Source organism: Brevundimonas sp., assembly GCF_030656255.1.
Lineage (GTDB): Bacteria > Pseudomonadota > Alphaproteobacteria > Caulobacterales > Caulobacteraceae > Brevundimonas.
The window spans coordinates 34051-48284 of record NZ_JAUSOE010000019.1 but is presented as its reverse complement, the minus strand read 5'-3'; the positions used below and the strand labels follow the sequence as shown (position 1 = coordinate 48284).

Below are 14234 nucleotides of genomic sequence, written 5' to 3'. Positions count from 1 at the left end.
CGCGTGACGATCTCGTCGATGCGGGCCTGCGTCGACCAGCCCATCTTGACCAGATCGGGCACCGGAATGCCGGCCACCGCCGAGTAACGGGTCAGCGGCACCATGGTGTCGCCGTGGCCGCCGAGCACAAAGGCGGTGACGTCTTCGACCGAGACATTGAATTCGTCGGCGAGGAAGTAGCGGAAGCGCGCCGAGTCGAGCACGCCGGCCATGCCGACGACCTTCTCCCTGGGCAGGCCCGAGAACTGCTGCAGGGCCCAGACCATGGCGTCGAGCGGGTTGGTGATGCAGATGACGAAGGCGTCGGGAGCGTGCGCCTTGATGCCCTCGCCGACGGCCTTCATGACCTTCAGGTTGATGCCGATCAGGTCGTCGCGGCTCATGCCCGGCTTGCGCGGCACGCCGGCGGTGACGATGCAGACGTCGGCGCCCGCGATGTCGGCGTACTCGTTCGCGCCCTTCAGGGCCACGTCCGAGCCGAAGACGGCGGTGGCCTCGGCGATGTCCAGCGCCTTGCCCTGGGGGGTGCCTTCAGCGATGTCGAACAGGATGACGTCGCCCAGCGCTTCGCGCGCGGCCACGTGGGCCAGGGTGCCGCCGATCATGCCGGCGCCGATGAGGGCGATCTTCGCGCGAGCCATGGATGTCTCCGTTTATTGCGTGTGCGAATGGGGATTAATCGTGCGGGCGGTCTAGACCCGCATCGGCCGCGCTGCAAGGCTGGCGGGGCTTTGTCGAGGAGCCGCAATGACCGACTTTCGTCCAGACCCCGCCTTCGAAGCCGGCTCCGTCGCCGCCGCCGAATGGCCGCTGTGCCAGGTGCGGCTTCAGGACGACGCCCGCTTCCCCTGGGTGATCCTGATCCCGCGCGTCGCGGGGGCGGTGGAGCTTGAGGACTTGAGCGTCGAACAGCGGGCCGTGCTGATCGAGGAGACGGTGCGGGCCGGGGCCTTGGTGCGGCGGCTGGGAACGGTCGAAAAGCTGAACGTGGGGGCCATCGGCAATGTGACGGCCCAGCTGCACGTCCATGTGGTCGGCCGCCGTCGCGACGACGGCCTGTGGCCCGATCCGGTCTGGGGGCGGGGGGCGGCGGTTCCCTATGCGGATGATGAGCGGGCGCGGCTTTTGGAGTTGATCGCGGGCGATGAGCCGCCGCGCGCCCTCAAATAATATCCAGCGGCGTCTCGCGCGTGGGCGGGGGGAAGGCTTCGTCGAGGCGTTCGATGTCCTCGAGGTCGAACTGGATCTCCAGGGCGTCGGCGTTGGCCTCGACGTGTTCGACCGAACTGGCCTTGGGAATGGCGATGACCCCGTCGTGGCGCAGGATGGCGGCGAGCGCCACCTGAGCCGGGTCGGCGCTGTGGCGGTTGGCGATGTCGCGGATCAGCGGCTGTTCCAGCAATTCGCCGCGCCCCAGGGGCGAATAGGCCATCATCGGCATGTCGCGGGCCTGCATCCAGGGCAGCAGGTCGAACTCCACCCCGCGCGAGCCCAGATTATAGAGCAGCTGGTTGACGGCGCAGTCCTCGGCCCCCTCGATCTCCATCAGCCGCTCCATGGTGCGCATATCCAGATTGGACACGCCCCAGCGGGCGATCATGCCCTCGTCGACCAGTTCGCGGAACGCCTCGACCGTCTCCTCCAGCGGCACATTGCCTTCCCAGTGCAGCAGGTAGAGGTCCAGCCGGTCGGTCCCCAGCCGTTCCAGCGACTTCTCGCAGGCCAGCATCATCTTCATTTCCGAGGCATTGTCGGGCCGGACCTTGGACACCAGAAAGACCTCGTCGCGGCGTCCGGCGATGACCTCGCCCACCAGGCGTTCGGAGCGGCCGTCGCCATAGAGCTCGGCCGTGTCGATTAGGGTCAGGCCCAGGTCAATGCCGCGCGCCAGGGCCTGCTGCTCCTCGTCGCGCCAGGCGGGGTCGTCGCCCATCTCCCAGGTGCCTTGGCCCAGGGCGGGAACGGTCGTACCGTCTGCAAAGGTGACGAGGCGGGTCATGTCCGTCCTGTTCGATGAGCGGCGGGAAACGCCGCCTTGGCAAGGGAGGGGGAGGTTGGAATGCGCACCCGGCTTATCAAGACCGACGGCCTTGTCCAACAGGTGCTGGAGGCGGGCTTCGAAGACCCCAACGCGCCATTGGTCCTGCTGATCCATGGTTTCCCCGAACTGGGGATCAGCTGGCGAGCCCAGGTCGAGGCCCTATCGGCGGCAGGATACCACGTCGCGGCCCCGGACATGCGCGGATACGGCGGTACGGACAAGCCCGAGGGCGTTGACGCCTGTTCGATCCTGCATCTGGTCGGGGACATGGTCGATCTGGTGCGGGCGCTGGGCAAGTCGAGCGTCGTCGTTGTGGGCCACGACTGGGGCGCGCCGGTCGCCTGGCACTGCGCCCTGCTGCGTCCCGATCTGTTCACGGCGGTGGCCGGCCTGTCCGTGCCCTTCCAGCCGCGTCGGCCCCAGGGCCCGCCGACGACCGTTATGGCCATCCTGTCCGAGCGTGCGGGGATGGGCGATCTCTATATCAGCCGGTTCCAGGCGGCGGACGCCCATCTGGCGCTGGAGGCCGATCCGGTCACGACGCTGAGGAAGCTGTTCTGGGCCTATGACGGCGCCACCCCGGCCTTGAAACGGGCCACCGGCTTCATGGCGCGGGGCGTCGGCCTGCTGGACAGCATCGATGACGGCGCGGACCTGCCGCCGTGGATGACCCCCGCCCATTTCGCCGAATATGTCGAAGCCTTCACGGCCGGCGGCTTCGACGCGCCGCTGAACTGGTACCGGGCCATCGACCTGAACTGGTCGCTGACGGCCTTCGTCCAGGATCAGCAGATCCTCCAGCCGGCCCTGTTCATCGTCGGCGAGGACGACCCGGTGCGGCATTACGCCGGCTCGGCCGAGGCGGGGCTGAAGGACTGGGTCCCGAACCTGACGCATTCGGTGGTCCTGCCCGGCGCCGGCCACTGGATCCAGCAGGAGCGGCCGGACGAGGTGAACGCGCTGTTGCTGGCGTTTCTGACCGGACGGGGCTGAATCGGCTCGTCAGGCCGCTTCCGCCGTCTCCATCCGTTCGCGAGCCTCCGCCACGATCTCCAGGCTGCGGATACGGGCGGCGTTGTCGAAGGCCATGCCGGTGACCATCAGTTCATCGACGCCGGTCAGGGCGATGAAGTCGGTCAGCTGTTTGCGCACCGTCTCCGGCCCGCCGACGGCGGAATAGAGCAGGCGGCCGCGCGCGCTTTCGATCTGTTGCGGGGTCAGGACCGAGGCGATGTCGTCGACGGGGGGCGGCAGCTTGCCGGGCTTGCCGGTCGACAGACGCGCGAAACTCTGTTGCATCGAGGTGGATAGTCGCACGCCCTCCGCGTCCGTCTCGGCGGCGAAGACGTTTATCGCGGCCATGGCGTAGGGTTGGGCCAGTCTGTCGGAGGGGGTGAAGCTGCGGCGATAAAGCGCCAGGGCCTCCAACAGCAGTTCGGGGGCGAAATGGCTGGCGAAGGCGTAGGGCAGGCCCAGCTGACCGGCCAACTGGGCGCTGAACAGGCTGGACCCCAGAAGCCAGATCGGCACGCGCAGGCCGGCGCCGGGGACGGCGCGGACGGGCTGGTTGTCCGAGGCGGGCTCGAACCACTGGATCAGTTCGACCACGTCGCGCGGGAATTGCTCGGCGCCCTCGAAATAGCGGCGCAGGGCGCGAACGGTGGCGCCGTCGCTGCCGGGCGCTCGGCCCAGGCCCAGGTCGATGCGGCCGGGGTGAAGGGTCTCCAGGGTGCCGAACTGTTCGGCCACCACCAGGGGGGCGTGGTTGGGCAGCATGACCCCGCCCGAGCCGACGCGGATCCGCTGCGTCCCCGCCGCCACATGGCCAATGACGAGGGCGGTCGCGGCGCTCGCGATGCCGGGCATGTTGTGGTGCTCGGCCAGCCAGAACCGCTCATAGCCAAGCCGGTCGGCGGCCTGGGCCAGGGCCAGGGTTTCATCCAGGGCGCGGCGGGCGTCGCCGCCTTCGACGATGGGGGAGAGGTCGAGAACTGAGAACGGGATCATGACGCCTAGATCGGGGCTGCGGCCCGGTGTTCAAGGGCAGGGGCCGGGAACCGCAACCGGGTCGGGCGCTTTACCTCCGGTGAAGCCGGAGACATGAGCCATGACGGACGTTGACGCCGAAAAGACCGAAGCCGAGTGCGAGGATGCGCGCGAAGCCGCCGATATGGGCGAAAAACCGGACCTGGGACACAAGGCCGACGCCTTGATCGAGGCGTTGGACGGCAGCGACTCGGGATCGGACACTCGCGCCGGCTCGCTGCGCGGCGGGTCGGCCAGCGGGTCGGACGATGACCCTGACTCGCTTGAAATCAACGAGACCTTGGCCGAAGAAGGACGGGCCTCGGCTGACGCCAAGAGCCGCACCGAACACGACGATTGACGCCGACGCCTTGCTGCGGCCGCATCCATGCGCCACGGTGGCGTCTTGACCATGGGTCCAAGGGACGATTCCCCGATGATACGCCGTCTGGCGGCCTCGGCCGCCTTAGTCTTGTTTTGCCTTGCGGGTTGCGACGACCGGTCCAAGATCGAAGACGCGCCGGCCCAGGCGGCCACCGCCGCGACTGAGGAAAAGACCGCCCCGGCTTCGCCGCCGGAGGGCGAGATTGCGCCTGCGCCCGAGGCGGTGACGGCCGCCGTTCCGGCCGCGCCCGGCGCGCCCGCCTATGCGGCCCTTTATCCCGGCGCCGCCCTGGATCAACCGGCGACCACCGCCGCCGGGCCGGACGGCGAGGGCGGTCTGGTGACCTTCACCACCGCCGCCACGCCCGACGAGGTGGTGGCCTTTTATCGCACCCGCGCCGAGGAGGCGGGTCTGACCTCGGTCATGGGCATGAACCAGGGCGACGCCCGCGCCTATGGCGCCGCAGGCGGCCAGGCTGGGGCGACCAATCTTCAGGTGGTGGCGGCGCCCGGCGACGGCGGCGAGACTTCGGTGCAACTGAGCTGGAGCGCGGGTCTGTGAGACCGGTCGCCGCCCTGATCGCGGCGACGGTGATCCTGCCTTCGCTGCCCCTGGCGGCCTGCGCCCCGGCCGAGCGGCCGTCGCCCCGTCCGATCTTCAGCACGACCGACGACGGCTATCTGTCGCCCGGCGTCGTCGCGCGCCTGGCCGAGGCCGTGCCGCCCGCGCCCGTGGCGGGGTCGGCCCAGGATGCGGCCGACCGGGCGGCGTCGGCGCGGTTTAAGGCCTTGGAGGATACGGATCGCTGGCTGATGGCGACCGCCCATGCCGAACTGCGGCCGCCGCTGGCGCTTCAACATTTCGACTGCGCCTTGGGGGTTCGGCTGGGCTCGGCCGAGACCCCGGCGCTGGACCGTATGATGGCCAAGGTCTTTCATGACGCCCAGGCGGCGGTTGTGATGGCCCAGGCGAAAGGCGTGCGCGCCCGGCCGGTCGCCGAGGATCCCGCGCGCCGGGCCTGCCAGACCCTGACGCCGGCGCTGCGGCGCAGCCCGTCCGCCCCATCGGCCGGCGCGGCGGTGGGAACCGCCTATGCCGAGGTCCTGGCCCTGATCGCGCCGGACCGGGCGGCGGAGGTGCGGCGCATCGGCCATGAGATCGCCCTCAGTCGCCAGATCTGCGCCATGGACTATCCCAGCGACGGAACGGCGGGCGAGGCCCTGGGGCGGGCCGTTACAGCCGAGATCGCCGCCACGCCGGACTTCCAAGTCCAGGTCGCAGCGGCGCGCGACGAACTGGCGGCGGCGCGGGCGACGGGGCGAACCAATCCCGGCTGTGCGGCCGAGCGTGCGGCCCTGGCCCTTCCCCTGCCCTGATATGTTGAGCGGCCTGATCCTGCTGGCGGTAGTTCAGGCGGGCGAGCCATCCGGCGCGCGCGCCTGCAATTCGGCCGAGGTGCGCGACCTGGCCACGCCGTCCGACCAGCCCTATCGCCTGCTGTGCCGCGCCGACCTGTCGGGCGTCGCCGTGCGGCGGCCGGTTCTGATCGAGGGGGCCGAAGCCTCCGGCGCCGGGATCGACTGCGGCGGCGGGGTGATCCGACCGGCGGCCGTGGCGACGTCTCAGGCGCCGACTGTGGCGATCTGGTCGCGGCGTCAGGGCGACGGCTGGAGCCGTCCGGTCCGGACCTATGTGCGCAACTGCACCGTCGTCGGCAATGTGCGGATCTGGGGCATGGGGGCGGGCGGATCGATGCGCGACCTGCTGGCCTCGTCACGGACGCCCGATCACACGACGGCGGCCCAGAGCGCGGCGCCCCTGGGCACAATGCTGGAGCGGGTGCGGTTCGAGGGCGTGGGGACCATCCCCCTGTATGTCGGGCCGGGGGTGACGCAGACCGTGGTGACGCGCTCGCGCTTTTCGGGCCGGTCGGTCTCGACCGCGGTCTATCTGGACGCCGAGAGCGCCGGGACGGTGATCCAGGACAATGACTTCGCCATCCGCACCGGGCGCGAACAGATCGCCGTGGACGGATCGGGCGCCAATCGCATCATCGGCAACCGTTTCGCCCTGGGCGGTCGGGGCGGCGTCTTCCTGTACCGCAACTGCGGCGAGGACGGGGTGATCCGGCACCAGACGCCGTCCTATAATCAGATCACGGACAATGTCTTTTCCGGCGCGGGCTGGCTGCGGCCCCGGAGGGTGGTGGTGGGCGCGCGCGAAGGGAACCGGTCCTATTGCGGCGAGGACGCCGGCTATCCGTTCGGGTCCAGCGCCGACGACGGCGACCGGGCGACCGGCAACCGGGTCGAGCGGAACCGCACGCGACCTTAAGACCCGCACTTGCGAAATGGCGCGCGCTCGGCCCTATTGGCGCGATGACGCCTCGGGGGATGCATCTAATGCGGCTGGTCTTGTTGTTGACGGCCCTGGCGGCGGCGCTGGGGTTGGCCGTGGTCACGACCCAGACTCCCCGGCCCGCGCCCGCCGGCGCCGCCGCGACCGTATTTTCGGCGGAACGCGCCATGGCGGACGTGCGGGTCATGGCGCGTTCGCCCCGTCCCGTCGGATCGACCGATCACGCCTTGGTTCAGGCCTATCTGTACGGCCGAATGGCGCAACTGGGCCTGTCGCCGACGCTTCAGGCCGGCGCCTTGTCGCCCGCCGCCGTGCGCCGGATCGAGGACCGGGGCGAGTCGATCGAAGGCCTGTCGGTGGTCAATCTGGTGGGCGTCCTGCCCGGCCGGAACCCCAGTCTGCCCCTCTTGGTGCTGATGGCCCATTACGACAGCGTGCCGGGTTCGCCGGGCGCCGCCGACGACGCCAGCGGCGTGGCGGCGGTGCTGGAGGCCGTGCGAGCGATCAAGGCGCGGGGACCGGCGGACCGGGGGCTGGTGGTGCTGCTGACCGACGGAGAGGAGCTGAACCTGGACGGGGCGCGGGCCTTCTTCAGCGAACATCCGCTGCGGGACCGGGTCGGGGCGGTGGTGAACCTGGAGGCGCGCGGCGGCGGCGGTCGGGCCATGATGTTCGAGACCGGCCCCGGCAACGCCCAGACCATCGACCTTTATGCGCGGGCGACCCGCCGCGCTCAGGGCGGGCCGTCCAGCAACGCCCTGGCCATCTTCGTCTATCGGCTGATGCCCAACGGCACCGACTTCACCCTGGCCGCCGACCGGGGTCTGGCGGGGATCAATCTGGCCTTCATAGGCCGCCCGGCCCAGTATCATTCTCCCAGTTCGACGCCGGACGCCCTGGACCAGGGCAGTCTGCAACATATCGGGTCCCAGGCGCTGGAAATGACCGACGCCCTGGTGCGGGCCCCGGTCCTGCCGAAGGCGACGCAGAACGCCGTCTATGCCGATATCTTCGGCCTGGGGGTGTTGCGGCACGGGCCGGGGACGGGATGGGGGCTGCTGGGGCTGGCCTTCCTGTTGACCGGGTTCGCCGCCTGGGGCGCGCGCCACGCCGCCGGCCTGACCCTGCGGCAGTTCGGCAAGGGGGTGAGCGGGAGCGTCTGGCTGCTGACCGCCGGGATCGTCGTGGCCCAGGCGGTGCGGGTTCTGGCCGGGCCGGTCGGCGGTCGGATCGATTCGGCCGAGACCTATTATGTCCTGCTGCGCCGCCTGCCGTGGATGGAGGCGGGCGTGGGTCTGGCCGTGCTGGGGGTGATGTTCGCCCTGCTGGCGGGGCGGGCCCTGGTCGGGCGTCGGCTGCTGGCGGGGGTGATCGCGGCGGCGGCGGTCCTGGCCATGGGTCTGGGCGGGTTCAATCCTGTGGTGCTGGGCGCGGCCGTGGTGGCCGTGGTCCTGAGCCTGTGGCCCGACGGCGAGGACGAGACGGTCTGGGGCGGCTGGCTGGGGGCCGTCGTCCTGGTTCTGATCCTGGGCGTCGGGGTTCAGGCCGCAGCGCCCGAGGCGGCCTTGCTGTTCGTCTGGACCGGACTGGCGGCGGCGGTCGCAGCGGCCCTGGCGGCGGGGATCGGGGCGCGGCTGGAGCCGTGGGCGGCCCTGGCGCCCGCGGCGGTCGCCACTGTGGTCGTCGGCGGCTGGCTGGCCGGGCTGGGCCATTTCGTCTTCCTGGGCGTGGGGATGGATCAGCCGGGGGCGCTGGGCCTGATCGCAGTGCTGATCGTCGCTCTGGCCCGGCCCTTGGCGCCGACCGGAAGCGCGGCGCGCCACACCCTGGCCGGGCTGGCGGCGGCCGCGCTGATCCTCGGATGCGGCCTGTCGCTGGCGGCACGCCATGCCGAGCCGGCGGCTGAGGCGCCGGTCGCCGTTCCGTGATGCGTCAAAAACGGACGTAGGGTTCGAATGTTCTCATCTGTTCTCGATGAGAACATCTTGTGAACTAGAACAAACCGTGCACATAGTCGGCCTCACAAAAACGGGGGCGGGTCCATGGCGGGTCTCTCCCAAGCTTCTGACGGGAATCATGGCAAGGGAGACGAAGGCAATGGCACAGGCGGCTTTGAAACTGGTGGGCAAGGAAGACGGCGACAAGCAACGGGCCCTGGAGGCGGCGATCGCTCAGATCGATCGCGCCTTCGGCAAGGGTTCGGTGATGAAACTGGGCAAGGGCGGGGTCGCCGACGTGATCCCTTCGGTGTCCACCGGATCCCTGGGCCTGGATATGGCCCTGGGCATCGGCGGCCTGCCGCGCGGGCGGGTGATCGAGGTGTTCGGCCCTGAATCCTCGGGCAAGACGACCCTGGCCCTGCATACGGTGGCCGAGGTTCAGAAGGCCGGCGGCACCGCCGCCTTCGTCGACGCCGAACACGCGCTGGACCCCGGCTATGCTCAGAAGCTGGGCGTCAATCTGGACGACCTGCTGGTGTCCCAGCCGGACACCGGCGAACAGGCGCTCGAGATCGTCGACACCCTGGTGCGCTCCGGCGCCGTGGACATCGTGGTGATCGACTCCGTCGCTGCGCTTACGCCGCGCGCCGAGATCGAGGGCGAGATGGGCGACAGCCTGCCGGGCCTTCAGGCGCGTCTGATGAGCCAGGCGCTGCGCAAGCTGACCGCCTCCATCTCCAAGTCGAACTGCATCGTCCTGTTCATCAACCAGATCCGCCACAAGATCGGCGTCATGTACGGCAGCCCCGAGACGACGACGGGCGGCAATGCGCTGAAGTTCTACGCCTCGGTGCGCCTGGACATCCGCCGCACCGGCGCGATCAAGAACCGCGACGAGGTGGTCGGCAACACCACCCGGGTCAAGGTGGTCAAGAACAAGGTCGCTCCGCCGTTCCGCGAGGTCATCTTCGACATCATGTACGGCGAGGGCATCTCCAAACTGGGCGAGATCATCGACCTGGGCGTCAAGGCCGGGGTGATCGAGAAGTCGGGCAGCTGGTTCAGCTATGACTCCACCCGGATCGGTCAGGGCCGCGAGAATGTGCGCGAATTCCTGAAACAGAACCCCGACATCGCCATCTCGATCGAGAAGGCGGTGCGCGCCTCGACCAGCAAGATCGCCGACGAACTACTGGGCACGCCCGAGCCGGACGAAGGCCAGGATCTCGAAGGCTGACGACCGTCTCGCCTTCCTAGACACTCCGTCGCCCCAAGCGACCCGCCACCGACCCCGCGAGGGGCGGCGGAGCGACCCGCCCGACCTCGTGTCGGGCGGGTCTTTTTTGCTTTCGTCATTCCGGGCGCAGCGCAGCGCAGACCCGGAACCCAGCGGCGCCGAAGGCGAAATCTATCCGCCCCATCCCTGTTGGACACTGGTCCGCGACAGGTTCGCGCTCTCGCGCGCCGCTGGGTTCCGGGTCTGCGGGCCAAGGGGCCCTTCGCCCGGAATGACGAAAGATGAGGCGGCCAAACCAAAACGGGCGACCCGAAGGCCGCCCGTTCCGTCGTTCAACCCTGTCCGCAACCGATCAGGCGGCAGCCTTCTCCGGGGCGAACTTGCCGTAGAAGGTCTCGTTCTTGGCGGCCATGTCGCGCAGCAACTGCGGGACCTTGAACCGGTCGCCGTAGGTCGCGGCCAGACGGTCGGCGGTTTCCACGAACTGGGCCAGGCCGATGCCGTCGATCATGCTGATCGGGCCGCCGGTCCAGGGCGCGAAGCCCCAGCCCAGGATGGCGCCCAGGTCGGCCTCGCGCGGGTCGTCGATGACGCCCTCTTCCCAGCAACGAGCGACCTCGACGGCCTGGCGATAAAGCAGGCGGGTCTTCAGTTCGTCGATCTGGGCGAAGGCGGTCGCCTCTTCGGGCTTGTCGATGCCCTTGGTGGTCGGCGCCAGGTCGCTCAGCCCCTTCCAGATCGTCTTGGGCTTCTGGTCATAGTCGTAGAAGCCCTTGCCGTTCTTGCGGCCGAAGCGTCCGTCCTCGACCATCTTGGCGACGATGTCGGCGCCTTCCGACGGGACGTATTTGTCGCCCAGGTCCAGCGCCGTCTGTTTGGCGATCTTGTAGGACAGGTCCAGGGCGACGTCGTCGTGCATCTCCAGCGGGCCGCGCGGCATGCCGGTCATACGCCCGACATTGTCGATCAGGGCCGGGCCGTAACCCTCCTCCAGCATCGCCATGCCTTCCATCAGGAAGGTGGAGAAGCAGCGCGAGGTGTAGAAGCCGCGGCTGTCGTTGACGACGATCGGCGTCTTCTTGATCTTCAGCACATAGTCCAGCGCCTTGGCGATGGCGGCCTGACCCGTCTTCTCGCCCAGGATGATCTCGACCAGCATCATCTTGTCGACGGGCGAGAAGAAGTGGATGCCGATGAAGTCCTCGGGACGAACCGAGGCCTCGGCCAGGCCGGTGATCGGCAGGGTCGAGGTGTTGGAGCCGAACACGGCGCCCTCGGCTAGTTGGGCTTCGGCGCGCTTGGTGACGTCGGCCTTGATCTCGCGGCTTTCGAACACGGCCTCGACCACCAGGTCCGAACCCTTGATGTGGTCATAGTCGGTCGTCGCCGTGACCAGGGCCAGGGTGGCGTCATACTTGTCTTGCGTCATCTGACCGCGCGACAGACGCTTCTTAAGCAGTTCCTCGACATGGGCCTTGCCCTTGTCGGCGGCTTCCTGGGTCTGGTCGATCAGCACCGTCTCGATGCCGGCCATGACCTGCACATAGGCGATGCCGGCGCCCATCATGCCGGCGCCCAGGACCGAGACCTTCTTCGGATCGGACTTGGGCACGCCGGCCGGACGCACGGCGCCCTTGTCCAGCTCCTGCTTGGACAGGAACAGGCTGCGGATCATGGCCTGGGCCTGAGGCGTCATCAGGGTCTTGATGAAATAGCGGGTCTCGATCCGCAGGGCCGCGTCCATCGGAACCTGGGTCCCTTCGTAGACGGCCTTCATCAGGTTCAGCACGGCCGGATAGTTGCCGTAGGACTGTTTGCGCAGCATGGCGTTGCCGACCATGAAGTTCTGGATGCCGGCCGGGTGGTAAGGACCGCCGCCGGGCAGTTTGAACGACTTGTCGTCCCACGGCTGGACAGCTTTTCCGCCGTTCTTGATCCAGGTCTTGGCGGCCTCGACCGACTGGCCCTTCTCGACCACCTCATGGACGATGCCGGCGCCCTTGGCGTCGTTGGGACGGAAGGACTTGCCCTCGCTCATGGCCATCATGGCGTTCTGCACGCCGACCAGGCGCGTCAGGCGCTGGGTGCCGCCGCCGCCGGGGAAGAGGCCGACCTTGATCTCGGGCAGGCCCAACTGGATCTTGTTGTCGTTCTCGACCACGCGATAGTGGCAGGCCAGGGTGAACTCCAGCCCGCCGCCCAGGGCCAGGCCGTTGATTGCCGCCGCCACCGGCTTGCCGCAGGTTTCCAGCGCGCGGAAGGCGCCGTTCAGCTTCCAGGCGGAGTCGAACGCCTTCTGCAGGTCGCCGCCGCCCGACAGGACGCCGCCGGCCATGTCGCCCAGGTCTGCGCCGGCGCAGAAGCCGGAAGGCTTGCCCGAGGTGATGACCGCGCCTTTGATGGCGTCGTCGGTCTTGATCCGTTCGACCAGTTCCGGGATCTCGGCCATGACCGCGCTGGTCAGGGTGTTCATCGAACGGCCGGGGACGTCGAAGGCGATGACGGCGATACCGTCGGCGTCGATGTCGATCTTGAAGTTTTCCATAGTCATTCGCTCCGGATCAGACGCGTTCGATGACGGTGGCGGTGCCCATGCCGCCGCCGATGCACAGGGTGATCAGGGCCGTCGACTTGTTCGAGCGTTCCAGCTCGTCCAGGGCGATGCCGGTGATCATGGCGCCGGTGGCGCCCAGGGGGTGGCCCATCGAGATGCCGCCGCCGTTCACATTCATCTTGGCGTGGTCGATGTTCAGGGCCTGCATGTAGCGCAGGACGACGGCGGCGAAGGCCTCGTTCAGCTCCCACACGTCGATGTCGTCGGGCGTCATGCCCAGCTTGCCCAGCAGTTTGCGGGTCACATATTCCGGGCCGGTCAGCATGATCGACGGCTCGGAGCCGATCGAGGCGCCGCCCAGGATCTTGGCGCGCGGCTTCAGGCCCAGGGCCTGGCCGGCTTCCAGCGAACCGATCAGCACGCCGGCCGAACCGTCGACGATGCCGGACGAGTTGCCGGGGGTGTGGACGTGGTTGACGCGCTCGACCTCGGGGTAGCGCTGGTTGATCACGCTGTCGAAGGCCATCTCGCCCATCATGGCGAAGGAGGGGTTCAGGCCGCCCAGGGTCTGCATGTCCGTGTTCGGACGAATGGTCTCGTCACGGTCCAGGATGGTCAGGCCCAGCTGGTCCTTGACCGCCAGAACCGAGTTCTTGAAGCGGCCCTCGGCCCAGGCCTGGGCGGCGCGCTTGTGGCTTTCGACCGAATAGGCGTCCACGTCGTCGCGGCTGAAGCCGTATTTGGTGGCGATCATGTCCGCCGACACGCCTTGCGGCACGAAATAGGTGGGGAAGGCCGACGACGGGTCGGTGGGCCAGGCGCCCATGTCCGAACCCATGGGCACGCGGCTCATGGCCTCGACTCCGCCGCCGACGGCGAAGTCGGCCTCGCCAGACTTCACCTTGGCGGAGGCCATGTTCACGGCTTCCAGGCCCGAGGCGCAGAAGCGGTTGACCTGAACGCCCGCCGTATATTGCGACCAGCCGGCCGAGAGCACCGCCGTACGAGCGATGTCGGCGCCGAGTTCGCCCACGGGGGTGACGCAGCCCAGGATGACGTCGTCGACCTTGGACGTGTCCAGGTCGTTGCGGTCGCGCAGGGCCTCCAGAACCTGGGTGGCCAGGCTGAGGCCGGTGATCTCGTGCAGCGAGCCGTCCTTCTTGCCCTTGCCGCGCGGGGTGCGGACGGCGTCGTAGATATAGGCGTCAGCCATGGGAGTGAGTCTCCATTTTTGGCCCCTGCGCTCGGCGCCCATGAGAAATGGGCGTCTCGCGACGGTCGGGGAAGGACGGGTCTAAGCTCGAACGCCAAGAACCCTACGTTTACGTCAACGTCAAGTAATAAGCCGCGTGAACGGCTGCAGCCACGGGGCCGCACAAATCCAGATGGGGACAGGTCGGGGATCGCGCCAGCCATAAAGGCGCGCAAGACGCCGGCCCGACCGTCACGGTCGGGCCGGCTCGGGTCGTGCGTCAGCGCGGCGGAATGCGGCTGGCGCCGCCCGCGATGCGGCAGGCGTATTCGGTCTCGGGCCGGCCGCTTTGTAGACCGGTCGGGGTCAGAATACCCTGACGCTCGGTGCATGTGGCCTCAAGCCGCTTGAGGTCTTCCTGATAGGTGTTCGTCTGGCCCGTCGAGGCGCAGGCGGTGAGCAGCGGTGCAGTCAGCAGGATGGCGACGAAGAGGGTGCGCAT

Annotated in this window: 14 protein-coding genes; 8 read left to right on the top strand and 6 right to left on the bottom strand. The window is 68.7% G+C overall.

Annotated features, from left to right (window positions below):
* Positions 1–641, bottom strand: a 641-nt coding sequence (locus Q7J26_RS01665) for a malate dehydrogenase (protein WP_304934775.1), incomplete at its 3' end; no start/stop codon positions are given.
* A gap of 106 nt (positions 642–747) precedes the next feature.
* On the opposite strand from Q7J26_RS01665, the gene Q7J26_RS01660 reads away from it, so the two are divergent.
* A complete protein-coding gene (locus Q7J26_RS01660; protein ID WP_304934774.1) occupies positions 748–1170 on the top strand; it encodes an HIT domain-containing protein in 423 nt (140 codons plus the stop codon).
* On the opposite strand, the gene Q7J26_RS01655 is transcribed toward Q7J26_RS01660, so the two are convergent.
* Positions 1163–1999, bottom strand: a complete 837-nt coding sequence (locus Q7J26_RS01655) for an aldo/keto reductase (protein ID WP_304934773.1) — start codon at positions 1997–1999, stop codon at positions 1163–1165. The genes Q7J26_RS01660 and Q7J26_RS01655 overlap by 8 nt on opposite strands.
* 60 nt (positions 2000–2059) lie before the next feature.
* Between Q7J26_RS01655 and Q7J26_RS01650 the strand changes: the two genes are divergently transcribed.
* Positions 2060–3034 carry an alpha/beta fold hydrolase gene (locus Q7J26_RS01650; protein WP_304934772.1) on the top strand — a complete coding sequence of 325 codons (975 nt, stop codon included), beginning with the start codon at positions 2060–2062 and terminating at the stop codon, positions 3032–3034.
* Between the two features lie 9 nt (positions 3035–3043).
* Here the strand turns inward: Q7J26_RS01650 and Q7J26_RS01645 are convergent, their stop codons facing one another.
* Positions 3044–4048, bottom strand: a complete 1005-nt coding sequence (locus tag Q7J26_RS01645; protein ID WP_304934771.1) for an LLM class flavin-dependent oxidoreductase — start codon at positions 4046–4048, stop codon at positions 3044–3046.
* Between the two features lie 100 nt (positions 4049–4148).
* On the opposite strand from Q7J26_RS01645, the gene Q7J26_RS01640 reads away from it, so the two are divergent.
* The 6 genes from Q7J26_RS01640 to recA all read left to right on the top strand — a co-directional run bounded on the left by Q7J26_RS01640 (position 4149) and on the right by recA (position 9986).
* Entirely contained in the window at positions 4149–4427 is a 279-nt protein-coding gene (locus tag Q7J26_RS01640) for a ribonuclease (protein ID WP_304934770.1), read from the top strand.
* Positions 4428–4502: 75 nt separating this feature from the next.
* A complete protein-coding gene (locus Q7J26_RS01635; RefSeq protein ID WP_304934769.1) occupies positions 4503–5012 on the top strand; it encodes a hypothetical protein in 510 nt (169 codons plus the stop codon).
* Positions 5009–5827: a PA-phosphatase gene (locus Q7J26_RS01630; RefSeq protein WP_304934768.1), complete on the top strand. Its 819-nt coding sequence runs from the start codon at positions 5009–5011 to the stop codon at positions 5825–5827. The genes Q7J26_RS01635 and Q7J26_RS01630 overlap by 4 nt, the downstream gene beginning before the upstream one ends.
* Before the next feature lies 1 nt (position 5828).
* Positions 5829–6785 (top strand): right-handed parallel beta-helix repeat-containing protein, encoded by a 957-nt coding sequence (locus Q7J26_RS01625; protein WP_304934767.1) that lies wholly within the window; start codon positions 5829–5831, stop codon positions 6783–6785.
* Between the two features lie 68 nt (positions 6786–6853).
* Positions 6854–8737 (top strand): M20/M25/M40 family metallo-hydrolase, encoded by a 1884-nt coding sequence (locus Q7J26_RS01620; protein ID WP_304934766.1) that lies wholly within the window; start codon positions 6854–6856, stop codon positions 8735–8737.
* 169 nt (positions 8738–8906) lie between these two features.
* On the top strand, positions 8907–9986 hold the full coding sequence (recA, locus tag Q7J26_RS01615) for a recombinase RecA (protein WP_304934765.1): 1080 nt from the start codon (positions 8907–8909) through the stop codon (positions 9984–9986).
* A 352-nt stretch (positions 9987–10338) separates the two neighbouring features.
* On the opposite strand, the gene Q7J26_RS01610 is transcribed toward recA, so the two are convergent.
* From Q7J26_RS01610 to Q7J26_RS01600, 3 genes are all read right to left on the bottom strand, one after another.
* Positions 10339–12531: a 3-hydroxyacyl-CoA dehydrogenase NAD-binding domain-containing protein gene (locus tag Q7J26_RS01610; protein WP_304934777.1), complete on the bottom strand. Its 2193-nt coding sequence runs from the start codon at positions 12529–12531 to the stop codon at positions 10339–10341.
* 16 nt (positions 12532–12547) lie between these two features.
* Positions 12548–13753: an acetyl-CoA C-acetyltransferase gene (locus Q7J26_RS01605; protein WP_304934764.1), complete on the bottom strand. Its 1206-nt coding sequence runs from the start codon at positions 13751–13753 to the stop codon at positions 12548–12550.
* A 259-nt stretch (positions 13754–14012) separates the two neighbouring features.
* The gene (locus Q7J26_RS01600) at positions 14013–14234 is read right to left on the bottom strand and encodes a hypothetical protein (protein WP_304934763.1); all 222 of its coding nucleotides are present in this window, start codon (positions 14232–14234) and stop codon (positions 14013–14015) included.

What these genes read in the sequence shown, in the direction of transcription:
- Q7J26_RS01605 (WP_304934764.1), bottom strand. Translation starts at nt 13,753, where the DNA reads ATGGCTGACGCCTATATCTACGACGCCGTCCGCACCCCGCGCGGCAAG.
- Q7J26_RS01660 (WP_304934774.1), top strand. Translation starts at nt 748, where the DNA reads ATGACCGACTTTCGTCCAGACCCCGCCTTCGAAGCCGGCTCCGTCGCC.
- Q7J26_RS01600 (WP_304934763.1), bottom strand. Translation starts at nt 14,234, where the DNA reads ATGCGCACCCTCTTCGTCGCCATCCTGCTGACTGCACCGCTGCTCACC.
- Q7J26_RS01645 (WP_304934771.1), bottom strand. Translation starts at nt 4,048, where the DNA reads ATGATCCCGTTCTCAGTTCTCGACCTCTCCCCCATCGTCGAAGGCGGC.
- recA (WP_304934765.1), top strand. Translation starts at nt 8,907, where the DNA reads ATGGCACAGGCGGCTTTGAAACTGGTGGGCAAGGAAGACGGCGACAAG.
- Q7J26_RS01640 (WP_304934770.1), top strand. Translation starts at nt 4,149, where the DNA reads ATGACGGACGTTGACGCCGAAAAGACCGAAGCCGAGTGCGAGGATGCG.
- Q7J26_RS01620 (WP_304934766.1), top strand. Translation starts at nt 6,854, where the DNA reads ATGCGGCTGGTCTTGTTGTTGACGGCCCTGGCGGCGGCGCTGGGGTTG.
- Q7J26_RS01655 (WP_304934773.1), bottom strand. Translation starts at nt 1,999, where the DNA reads ATGACCCGCCTCGTCACCTTTGCAGACGGTACGACCGTTCCCGCCCTG.
- Q7J26_RS01625 (WP_304934767.1), top strand. Translation starts at nt 5,829, where the DNA reads ATGTTGAGCGGCCTGATCCTGCTGGCGGTAGTTCAGGCGGGCGAGCCA.
- Q7J26_RS01635 (WP_304934769.1), top strand. Translation starts at nt 4,503, where the DNA reads ATGATACGCCGTCTGGCGGCCTCGGCCGCCTTAGTCTTGTTTTGCCTT.
- Q7J26_RS01650 (WP_304934772.1), top strand. Translation starts at nt 2,060, where the DNA reads ATGCGCACCCGGCTTATCAAGACCGACGGCCTTGTCCAACAGGTGCTG.
- Q7J26_RS01610 (WP_304934777.1), bottom strand. Translation starts at nt 12,531, where the DNA reads ATGGAAAACTTCAAGATCGACATCGACGCCGACGGTATCGCCGTCATC.